The sequence below is a fragment of the Chromatiales bacterium genome (genome assembly GCA_014762505.1).
GTDB lineage: Bacteria > Pseudomonadota > Gammaproteobacteria > SpSt-1174 > SpSt-1174 > SpSt-1174.
The window spans coordinates 76,525-86,295 of sequence record JABURS010000038.1; the positions used below are offsets into that span (position 1 = coordinate 76,525).

11 protein-coding genes are annotated in these 9,771 nt (G+C 69.0%); all 11 read left to right on the plus strand.

The annotated features are described in order from the left end of the window. Positions 1 to 14 precede the first annotated feature (14 nt). The 11 genes from HUJ28_09180 (at position 15) to HUJ28_09230 (ending at position 9,654) form a co-directional block, all read left to right on the plus strand. Positions 15 to 2,036 (plus strand): chemotaxis protein CheA, encoded by a 2,022-nt coding sequence (locus HUJ28_09180; protein MBD3619633.1) that lies wholly within the window; start codon positions 15 to 17, stop codon positions 2,034 to 2,036. A gap of 33 nt (positions 2,037 to 2,069) precedes the next feature. Further along, positions 2,070 to 3,143 (plus strand): chemotaxis response regulator protein-glutamate methylesterase, encoded by a 1,074-nt coding sequence (locus HUJ28_09185; GenBank protein MBD3619634.1) that lies wholly within the window; start codon positions 2,070 to 2,072, stop codon positions 3,141 to 3,143. 20 nt (positions 3,144 to 3,163) lie between these two features. Further along, positions 3,164 to 3,901, plus strand: coding sequence for a flagellar motor protein (locus HUJ28_09190; protein MBD3619635.1), 738 nt, complete (start codon positions 3,164 to 3,166; stop codon positions 3,899 to 3,901). 9 nt (positions 3,902 to 3,910) lie between these two features. Further along, a complete protein-coding gene (gene motD / locus HUJ28_09195; GenBank protein ID MBD3619636.1) occupies positions 3,911 to 4,723 on the plus strand; it encodes a flagellar motor protein MotD in 813 nt (270 codons plus the stop codon). Then, positions 4,720 to 5,514 carry a ParA family protein gene (locus HUJ28_09200; GenBank protein MBD3619637.1) on the plus strand — a complete coding sequence of 265 codons (795 nt, stop codon included), beginning with the start codon at positions 4,720 to 4,722 and terminating at the stop codon, positions 5,512 to 5,514. The genes motD and HUJ28_09200 overlap by 4 nt, the downstream gene beginning before the upstream one ends. After that, the gene (locus HUJ28_09205; GenBank protein MBD3619638.1) at positions 5,511 to 6,278 is read left to right on the plus strand and encodes a chemotaxis protein CheW; all 768 of its coding nucleotides are present in this window, start codon (positions 5,511 to 5,513) and stop codon (positions 6,276 to 6,278) included. The genes HUJ28_09200 and HUJ28_09205 overlap by 4 nt, the downstream gene beginning before the upstream one ends. 106 nt (positions 6,279 to 6,384) lie before the next feature. Then, positions 6,385 to 6,867, plus strand: a complete 483-nt coding sequence (locus HUJ28_09210) for a chemotaxis protein CheW (protein ID MBD3619639.1) — start codon at positions 6,385 to 6,387, stop codon at positions 6,865 to 6,867. A gap of 22 nt (positions 6,868 to 6,889) precedes the next feature. Continuing rightward, positions 6,890 to 7,300: a DUF2802 domain-containing protein gene (locus HUJ28_09215; GenBank protein ID MBD3619640.1), complete on the plus strand. Its 411-nt coding sequence runs from the start codon at positions 6,890 to 6,892 to the stop codon at positions 7,298 to 7,300. A gap of 106 nt (positions 7,301 to 7,406) precedes the next feature. Further along, complete coding sequence (locus HUJ28_09220) at positions 7,407 to 7,712, plus strand: STAS domain-containing protein (protein ID MBD3619641.1); 306 nt, start codon at positions 7,407 to 7,409, stop codon at positions 7,710 to 7,712. A 31-nt stretch (positions 7,713 to 7,743) separates the two neighbouring features. Beyond that, positions 7,744 to 9,456 carry a SpoIIE family protein phosphatase gene (locus HUJ28_09225; GenBank protein MBD3619642.1) on the plus strand — a complete coding sequence of 571 codons (1,713 nt, stop codon included), beginning with the start codon at positions 7,744 to 7,746 and terminating at the stop codon, positions 9,454 to 9,456. A gap of 12 nt (positions 9,457 to 9,468) precedes the next feature. After that, complete coding sequence (locus HUJ28_09230; protein ID MBD3619643.1) at positions 9,469 to 9,654, plus strand: hypothetical protein; 186 nt, start codon at positions 9,469 to 9,471, stop codon at positions 9,652 to 9,654. The last annotated feature ends 117 nt before the right edge of the window (positions 9,655 to 9,771 follow it).

Consider the following 9,771-nt stretch of genomic DNA (forward strand, 5'->3'; position numbering starts at 1 on the left):
AGTTGCCGTAATACATGGCTATCGATCTTGATGATGACATTCTGCAGGACTTCCTGGTCGAGGCCGGCGAGCTCATGGAGCAGCTGGGCGAACAGCTCGTGGAGCTGGAACAGGCCCCGGATGACAAGGACCTGCTGAATGCGGTCTTTCGTGCCTTCCATACCATCAAGGGTGGCGCGGGGTTCGTGAACCTCGTGCCGATGGTGGAGCTCTGCCATCGCGCCGAGGACGTGTTCAACCTGCTGCGCCAGGGCGAGCGCCAGGTTGATGCCGACCTGATGGACGCCGTGCTGCGCGCCCTGGCCGTGCTCAACGACCAGTTCGATGCCGTGCGTGCCGGGCAGGACCCGATGGCCGCCGATGCCGCGCTGCTCGGCCAGCTGGAGGCCCTGGCCGCCGGCGGTGTGGCGGCGCCAGCGCCCGCGGCCGTCCCGCCGGCCCCGGCCGGGGAGGGCGACATCACCGACGAGGAATTCGAGCAGCTGCTGGACGCCATGGCGGGCGAATCGCCGGCGGCGGACGCCACGGCCACGGCCGGCGGCAAGGGCGACGAGATCACCGACGACGAGTTCGAGGCCCTGCTCGACCAGATGCACGGCAAGGGCCGGCATGGCGGCGTGCCGAAGGCCGGTCCGGCCGACCCGCCGGCCGCCTCCGCGCCCCCGGCGGCAGGCAAGGGCGGCGACGAGCACATCACCGAGGACGAATTCGAGAGCCTGCTCGACGAGCTGCACGGCTCGGGCAAGGCCCCGGGCAAGGCGGCTGCGTCCGCCGCCAAGCCGGCCGCATCTGCCCCGGCCGCTTCGGCGAAGGAGCCTGCGCCGGCCGCGGCGGTGGCCGACAAGGCGGCCAAGCCGGCCGCCGAGACCAGCGTGCGCGTGGATACCCGGCGCCTGGACGAGATCATGAACCTGGTGGGCGAGCTGGTGCTGGTGCGCAACCGCCTGGCCACCCTGCAGCAGAACATCCGCGACGAGGAGATCGCCAAGACCGTCGCCAACCTCGACATGGTCACCTCCGACATCCAGGCGGCGGTGATGATGACGCGCATGCAGCCGATCAAGAAGGTCTTCGGCCGCTTCCCGCGCGTGGTGCGCGACCTCGCCCGCAGCCTGAAGAAGGAGGTCAACCTCACCCTGATCGGCGAGGAGACCGACCTGGACAAGAACCTGGTCGAGGCCCTGGCCGATCCGCTGGTGCACCTGGTGCGCAATGCCGTGGACCACGGCATCGAGATGCCGGAGGAGCGTGTCGCCGCCGGCAAGCCGCGCCTGGGCGAGGTGATCCTGTCCGCCTCGCAGGAGGGCGATCACATCCTCATCACCATCGAGGACGACGGCAAGGGCATGGACCCCGAGGTGCTGCGCAACAAGGCGGTGGAGAAGGGCGTGCTGGCCCCCGAACAGGCCGCGCGCCTGTCGGACGTGGAGGCCTACAACCTGATCTTCGCCCCGGGCTTCTCCACCAAGACCGAGATCTCCGACGTCTCCGGCCGCGGCGTGGGCATGGACGTGGTGAAGACCCGCATCAACCAGCTCAACGGCACGGTGGAGATCGATTCCGAGAAGGGGCGCGGCAGCCGGCTGAGCATCAAGCTGCCGCTCACGCTGGCGATCCTGCCCACGCTCATGATCATGGTCGGCGGCCAGCACTTCGCGCTGCCGCTGTCCAACGTGCGCGAGACCTACGACCTGGACCTGTCCAAGACCAGCGTGGTCGACGACCAGGAGGTCCTGCTGGTGCGCGGCAAGCCGCTGCCGCTGTTCTATCTGCAGCGCTGGCTCAGCCGCAACGGCCGCAGCTACGGCAAGAAGGACCGTGCATCCCACCAGGTGGTGGTGGTCGAGGTCGGCACCCGCGCCGTGTGTTTCGTGGTGGACGAGCTGATCGGACAGGAAGAGGTGGTGATCAAGCCGCTGGGCGTGTTCCTGCACGGCAAGCCGGGCTTTGCCGGCGCCACCATCACCGGCGATGGCCGCATCGCCCTGATCATCGACGTCCCGAGTCTGTTGAAGGCCAATGCCCGGCGTTTCTGACCGGCGCGGCCGGCTGTTATCTGGAGAGAGTGCATGACCCCGTTACGAGTCCTGGTGGTGGACGACTCGGCCTTCTTCCGACGGCGCATCGTGGAGATGCTCAACGCCGATCCGGGGCTGGAGGTCGTCGATACCGCGGCCAACGGCCGCGAGGCCGTGGAAAAGGCGCGCAGCCTGAAGCCGGATGTCATCACCATGGACATCGAGATGCCGGAGATGGACGGCATCAGCGCCGTGCGGCGCATCATGCATGCCTACCCGGTGCCGGTGCTGATGTTCTCCTCGCTCACCCACGAGGGGGCCAAGGCCACGCTGGATGCCCTGGAGGCGGGGGCCATGGACTTCCTGCCCAAGAGCTTCGACGACATCTCCAAGAACCGCGACGAGGTGGCGCGCGTGCTGTGCCGCCGCGTCACCTCGATTGCCCGGCGCGGCCGGCTGTCGACCCGTGCACCGGCCACGTCCGGCAGCGGCGCGGCTGCCTCATCGCGCCCGGCCCATCCGACCCCGCCCGATACCGGCGGGCCGGTCAACCTGCGCGACTTCGGCATCCTCGCCATCGGCGCCTCCACCGGCGGGCCGGTCGCCCTGCAGAAGGTGCTGCAGCCGCTGCCGGCCGATTTCCCGCTGCCCATCCTGCTGATCCAGCACATGCCGGCCACCTTCACCCCGGCGTTTGCCGAGCGCCTGAACCAGCAGTGCCAGATCAGCGTGAAGGAGGCGGCCGACGGCGACGAACTGAAACCCGGCCTGGCGCTGCTCGCCCCGGGCGGCAAGCAGATGACGGTGGAGACCGTGGCCGGCCGTACCAAGGTGCGCATCGGCGAGAGCGAACCGTCGCAGCACTACCGTCCCTGCGTGGACGTGACCTTCAGTTCCGTGGCCCAGGCCTACGGCGGCAAGGCCCTGGCCGTGGTGCTCACCGGCATGGGCGCGGACGGGCGCGAGGGCGCCCGCCTGCTCAAGCAGCGCGGCTCCCGGGTATGGGCGCAGGACGAGGCGAGCTCGGTGATCTGGGGCATGCCCGGTGCGGTGGCGGAGGCGGGTCTGGCCGACCGGGTGCTGCCGCTGGCCGCCATCGGCCCGAAACTGGCCGGCAGGGGCTGATCCCCTGACGGGGCACTGGCATGGATATCCTCAGCATCCTCGGCATCCTGCTGGCGCTGACCGCCATCGTCGGCGGCAACATCCTCGAGGGCGGGCATACCTCATCGCTGCTGCAGCTCACCGCCTTTCTGATCGTCGCCGGCGGCACGGTCGGGGCGGTGCTGCTGCAGACCTCGCCGGCGACCTTCCTGCGGGCGCTGAAGATGCTCGCCTGGGTCTTCCGCCCGCCGAAGAGCGAGCGCATGGCCCTGCTCGAGCGCATCGTGGAGTGGAGCCAGATCGCCCGCAAGGATGGCCTGCTCGGGCTGGAGACGGCCTCCGAGGAGGAGCCCGACCTGTTTGCACGCAAGGGGCTACAGTTACTGGTGGACGGCAGCGAGCCGGAGGCGATACGCGGCATCCTGGAGGTGGAGCTCGACACCCGCGAGCAGGCCGAGATGGGCTGCGCGAAGGTATATGAATCCGCGGGCGGCTATGCGCCCACCATCGGCATCCTCGGCGCCGTGCTGGGGCTGATCCACGTGATGGAGAACCTCTCCGATCCGAGCCGTCTCGGGCCGGGGATCGCCGTGGCCTTCGTCGCCACGATCTATGGCGTGGGGCTTGCCAACCTGTTCCTGCTGCCCATCGCCAACAAGCTCAAGACACTGATCCGGCAGGAGTCGCAGACGCGCGAGATGCTGATCGAGGGCGTGGTGGCCATCGCCGAGGGCGAGAACCCGCGCGTGATCGAGAGCAAGCTGCAGGGCTATCTCTAGGAGACGATGATGGCTCGCCGACGCAGACAGACCGAGGAGCATGAAAACCACGAACGCTGGCTGGTGTCCTATGCGGATTTCATCACCCTGCTGTTCGCCTTTTTCGTCGTGATGTACTCGATTTCTTCCGTCAACGAGGGCAAGTACCGCGTGCTGTCCGATGCACTGGTGAACGCGTTCCGCGATCCCGCGCGCTCGCTCGATCCGATCCAGGTCGGCGAGCTGGCGAAGGCGCCCTATTCGCCGGTGAATCCCACGGTGCGCCAACTGCCGCCGTCGCTGGAGCTGCCCCTGAGCGCCTCGCTGATCGAGGGCGTCTCCAGCGGGCCCGGCCCGCAGGCCGAGGCGATCGCCGACGAGGTGCAGGCCGCCATGCAGCCGCTGATCGACAACGACCTCATCGACATCCGCCGGCTGGATGACCGCATCGAGGTGGAGATCAAGACCAGCATCCTGTTCGACAGCGGCAGTGCGTCAGCGGCCGGCGAATCCACGCCGGTGCTGCGACGTCTGGCCGAGATCCTGCGCAATTACCCGAATCGCATCCACGTGGAAGGCTTCACCGACAACCTGCCCATCAACACGCTCGTCTACCCCTCCAACTGGGAGCTGTCGGCCGCGCGTGCCGCCACCGTGGTGCGCATCCTCGAGGAGTACGGCGTCGATCCCGCGCGTCTGGCCGCCACCGGTTTCGGCGAGCACCAGCCGGTGGCCGACAACGCCACCGCCGAGGGCCGCAGCGCCAACCGCCGGGTGGTGCTGGTGGTGATGGGCGAGGCGGACGACCAGGCACGTCGCCCGGCAGCGGGGCTGCAGCCATGACCACCTGGGCCGTCGCCAACCAGAAGGGCGGGGTGGGCAAGACCACCACGGCGGTGACGCTGGCCGGGTGGCTGGCACGCATGGGGCACGAGGTGCTGCTCGTCGACCTCGACCCGCATGGCTCGCTCACCTCCTATTTCGGCCTCGACCCGGAGACCCTGGAGCGCGGCGTGTACACCCTGTTCGAGCGCTCGGTGGCGAAGGAGCCGCTGGACCCGCAGGGCGTGATCCACCCCACCGGCTTCGAGCGCCTGTCGGTGCTGCCGGCCTCCACCGCGCTGGCCACCCTGGACCGCCAGCTTGGCGCCCAGGGCGGCATGGGGCTGGTGGTGGCGCGCGCCCTGCGCGAGGTCGCCGGGCATTATCAGCACGTCTTCATCGACTGCCCGCCGATGATGGGGGTGCTGATGGTCAACGCGCTGGCCGCCTGCGAGCACCTGGTCGTGCCGGTACAGACCGAGTTCCTGGCCCTCAAGGGCCTGGAGCGCATGGTGCACAGCCTGGAGATGATCCAGCGCTCGCGCAGGATGGACCTGCCCTATACCATCGTGCCGACCATGTTCGACCGGCGCACCCGGGCCGCCGTCGACAGCCTGCGGCAGGTCCGCGAGCGCTATGGCGCGCGGGTCTGGGAGGCGATGATCCCGGTGGACACCCAGTTCCGCGAGGCGAGCAAGGCGGGCGTGCCGCTGTCGTTGCGCGCCCCGGGGTCGCGCGGCGCGCGGGCCTACCAGGCCCTGCTGGAAAGCCTCATCGATCGGGTACAGACCAACAAGGCGATGGCGTCATGAGTACGAAGTCCGGTTCCCGTCTCTCCGGCCACCAGCAGGCCCTGGGCGACTACCTCGCCAGCCTGCTGGAAGAGGTGCCGGAATACACGCCGGCCGAGGCGCCGCCGGAGGCCCTGCCGCCGGCCCCGGTGCTGGAGCGTCTGCCGGCCATGCCGCTGCCGCCGGTGGCCCCGGCCGAGCCGCCTGCCGAACCCGCGCTGCCGGCCGCGCCCGTCGAGGTGGAGGCGCCGGCCGTGACCGAGCCGCCGGCCGTCACCGGGACGGAGCTGAGCCCGGCCGCCGCGCCGGCAGGCGAGCAGGCCATCCCGTCCTGGGCCGAGGCCCCCTTCCCCTGCCTGCTGTTCACCGTCGACGGCCTGAACCTGGCCGTGCCGCTGGTGCACCTGAACGGCATCCAGCCCTGGCGCGAGGAGCTGACGCCCATGCCCAACCACCAGCCCTGGTATCTGGGGCTGGCGCGCAACCAGGGGGTGAACACGCGGGTGGTGGATACGGCACTGGTGGTGCTGCCGCCGGAACGCCGGCAGGCCATGGACGACGCCGGGCGCCAGCCCTTCGGCAACGTGATCCTGATCGACGAGGCGCGCTGGGGGCTGGCCTGTACCGCCGTGGGCGACATGATCACGCTCCAGCCCGACGACGTGCGCTGGCGCAGCCAGCGCGGCCGGCGTCCCTGGCTGGCCGGCACGGTCATCAAGGAGATGTGCGCGCTGCTCGACACCTCGGCCCTGGCCGAGATGCTGGCGAGCGGTCGTCGCGACTGAGGCGGGAACATGCGATTGGCACTGTTCCTGCATGAATGTAATTGGCAATCCAACGGGCGTCGGAAGTTTGACGCTGATCCGCGCCCAGGCAAACGAGGACAGAGAGATGAACGATCACGCGCGTAGTACCGACGACAAGGACCGCACGCTGCAGTGGGTGACCTTCCGGCTGGGTGACGAGACCTATGCCATCAACGTGATGCAGGTGCAGGAAGTGCTGCGCATGACCGACATCGCCCCGGTGCCGGGTGCGCCGGACTTCGTGCTGGGCATCATCAACCTGCGCGGCAATGTCGTCACCGTCATCGACGCCCGCGCGCGCATCGGCCTGCCCTCGCGCGAGTTCGACGACGACACCCGCATCGTCATCATCGAGGCCGGCACCCAGGTGGTCGGCATCGTGGTCGATTCCGTGGCCGAGGTGATGTACGTGAAGGAGTCCGAGGTCGAGGCGGCACCGGCCGTCGGCAACGACGAGAGCTCCAAGTACATCGAGGGCGTGGTGAGCCGCGACGACTCCATCACCATTTTGATGGACCTGAACAAGATGCTCACCGACGAGGAGTGGCAGGAGATCGCCAGCCTCTGAGGCTGGCCCGGCCACGCAGCGCATGATTGAACTCGCCTACCAACCCTGGTTCCTGCTCAGCCTTTGCGGCCTTCTGCTGCTGGGCATGGGGCTGGTGGTGCTGCTGTTCGCCCTGCAGGTGCGCGAGCTGCGACGTCGCGACCAGGCGCGGGAGACGGCCATCGAGTCGCTGCAGAACCTGCTGCGCGCCCGTGCCCCGGCACCTGCGCGTGGGCCGGACGAGCATCAGCTGCGGCTGGCACGCCAGTTCGACGAGCTGCGTGCCCGCCAGGAGCGGCTCGAGCTGCAGGCCATGGAGGCCCATGGCTATCATCAGGCCATCGACTGGGTACGCCGCGGCGCGGATGTCGACCAGCTCGTGCGCAAGCTCGGCCTGAGCCGCGGCGAGGCCGAGCTGCTGCAGGCCCTGCATCGCGCCCGCGAGGCCGGCTGAGCCGCCGCCTTGTCCCGGGCCCCGATGCCCGGGTTACACTTCATGGACATGCGGCAGGCGCCTGCTCGGGCCCTGCCGGAACCATCGCATCACAAGGGATTGAGACATGACCGCCACCATGAGCAGGCTGGACGATACCGGGGCACTGGTGATCGTCGCCCCGCGCCGCTTCGACTTTTCCGTACACCAGCAGTTTCGCGACGCCTACCGCGACAGCGGCGGTGAGGGCATGCGCTATCGCGTCGACCTGGGCGAGACCGAATACATGGACAGCTCGGCACTGGGCATGCTGCTGCTGCTGCGCGAGCATGCCGGCGGCGACGCCGCGCAGGTGCGCCTGGAGAATGTCTCCGAGCCGGTGCGCAAGGTGCTGGAGATCGCCAACTTCCACCGCCTGTTCACGCTGGCCTGAGCCCCGGATGGACGGCGGATCCCGGCAGCCAGTGTCCACCAGGGGGACGGCGCTGGTCTGCGACGATCAGCCGGCAAACCGGCTGCTGCTGCGCGGCATGCTGGAAAGGGAGGGCTATGCCGTCGTGGAGGCAGGCGACGGCATCGAGGCGGTGAGGCGTTTCCAGGAGCGGGCGCCGGACATCGTCTTCATGGACATCATGATGCCGGGGCTGGACGGCTACGACACCACGCGCCGCATCAAGCAGCTCAGTGGCGAACGCTTCGTGCCGGTGATCTTTCTCACCGCCCTGGCCGACGAGGAGGCCCTGGTGAGCTGCGTGGCCGCCGGCGGCGACGACTTTCTCACCAAGCCCTTCTCGCGCGCCATCCTCAGTGCCCGCATCGCCGCCATGGAGCGGATCAGCGGCCTGTACCGCGATCTCGCCGCCCAGCATGCCGAGGTGCGTTCCCTGCACAACGAGATGCTGCGCCAGCACGAGATCGCCGAGCGCATCTTTTCCCGTGCCATCTCCGACCGCAACCAGGTGGTCCAGCGGCTGAACACGCTGCTCTGGCCGGCCTCGACCTTCACCGGCGACGTGCTGCTCACGGCCATCCGCCCGGGCGGTGGCGTGGACCTGCTCATCGGCGACTTCACCGGCCAGGGCCTGTCGGCCGCCATCGGCGCGCTGCCGCTCTCCGAGGTGTTCCGTGCCATGACCGAAAAGGGCCTGCCGCCGGAGGAGATCCTGCGCCAGATCAACACCAAGATTCATGCCCTGCTGCCCACCGGCATGTTCCTGGCCGCGGTGTATCTGAGCATTCCCATCGACCTCAGCCCGGTGGAGATCTGGAACGGCGGCATGCCCGAGGCCCTGGTCATCGACGGCCGCACCGGCCGCATCCGTGAGCGCGTGCCGTCCACCCACATCCCGCTGGGGATCGCCGAGACCGACCTCGACGAGACGCGGCCGGTACGGCTCGAGGTCGCGCGCGGCGACCGCATCCTGCTCTACAGCGACGGGCTGCTCGAGGCTGAGAATACAGAGGGGGAGGCCTTCGGGGCGGCGCGCCTGGAGGCGGCCGTCGAGAGTGGCCGCTCCGGGGAGGGGGCCTTCCACCGCGTACGCACCGCTCTCGAGGCCTTCTGCGGCGAACAGCCGCAGCGCGACGACATCACCCTGGTGGGCGTGCCCATGGTCCCCGAGCTGCTGTTGCAGGCACCGGGTGGCCTGACCACCCCGCGCACCTCGGCCGAGGTCTCGCGCGGGCGCGCGGGCGCCTGGCGCTGGTTCATCGAGCTGCGCGGCCGCAACCTGGCGCATGCCGATCCCGTCGCCCTGGCGCTGGACCAGCTGCAGGACATCGATGGCCTCAAGCCACACCTGCAGGCGCTGCACTTCGTGCTCTCCGAGCTGTACAACAACGCCCTGGAACACGGCATCCTCGGCCTGGATTCGGCGATGAAGGATTCCGCCGACGGCTTCTCCGCCTACTACGACGAACGCGAGGCGCGCCTGGCCGAACTCGCGGACGGCTGGATCTGGATCGAGATCGAACACGCCCCGCTGCCGACGGGCGGCGGGCGCATCACGCTGCGCGTGCACGACAGCGGTCCGGGCTTTGACTATCATCGATTACTGCACGGCCTGCGCCAGCAGGACGAGCTGCACGGCCGCGGCATCACCCTCGTCAGCCGCCTGTGTAGCGCGCTGCGTTACGAGGGCGCCGGCAACCTCGCCGAGGCCGTATACGAATGGTAGGCACAGACAGCCATGGCCGATGACGACATCAAGCCCGTAGGCGGCATCTACCCCGGCCGGCGCCTCGACCCGCGCCAGCCACGCACCCCCGAGCGCGAACCCGAGGACGCCGACGGCAAAAAGAAGGCGGAAGACCAGCCGGACGACCAGGACAAGGAAGGCGGGTTCAAGGGGCAGAACATCGATGGGTGGGCGTGAAGTTACAAGTCCGTAGGAGATTCTATGTCGCAAGACAAGGTTTTCGCGGCACATAGTCGGCCCCGTTTTTGAGGATGGCGAAGGCGATACGGGCGAGCTTGCGGGCGAGGATGGTGA

What these genes read in the sequence shown, in the direction of transcription:
- HUJ28_09200 (MBD3619637.1), top strand. Translation starts at nt 4,720, where the DNA reads ATGACCACCTGGGCCGTCGCCAACCAGAAGGGCGGGGTGGGCAAGACC.
- HUJ28_09230 (MBD3619643.1), top strand. Translation starts at nt 9,469, where the DNA reads ATGGCCGATGACGACATCAAGCCCGTAGGCGGCATCTACCCCGGCCGG.
- HUJ28_09205 (MBD3619638.1), top strand. Translation starts at nt 5,511, where the DNA reads ATGAGTACGAAGTCCGGTTCCCGTCTCTCCGGCCACCAGCAGGCCCTG.
- HUJ28_09180 (MBD3619633.1), top strand. Translation starts at nt 15, where the DNA reads ATGGCTATCGATCTTGATGATGACATTCTGCAGGACTTCCTGGTCGAG.
- HUJ28_09185 (MBD3619634.1), top strand. Translation starts at nt 2,070, where the DNA reads ATGACCCCGTTACGAGTCCTGGTGGTGGACGACTCGGCCTTCTTCCGA.
- HUJ28_09220 (MBD3619641.1), top strand. Translation starts at nt 7,407, where the DNA reads ATGACCGCCACCATGAGCAGGCTGGACGATACCGGGGCACTGGTGATC.
- HUJ28_09215 (MBD3619640.1), top strand. Translation starts at nt 6,890, where the DNA reads ATGATTGAACTCGCCTACCAACCCTGGTTCCTGCTCAGCCTTTGCGGC.
- HUJ28_09210 (MBD3619639.1), top strand. Translation starts at nt 6,385, where the DNA reads ATGAACGATCACGCGCGTAGTACCGACGACAAGGACCGCACGCTGCAG.
- motD (MBD3619636.1), top strand. Translation starts at nt 3,911, where the DNA reads ATGGCTCGCCGACGCAGACAGACCGAGGAGCATGAAAACCACGAACGC.
- HUJ28_09190 (MBD3619635.1), top strand. Translation starts at nt 3,164, where the DNA reads ATGGATATCCTCAGCATCCTCGGCATCCTGCTGGCGCTGACCGCCATC.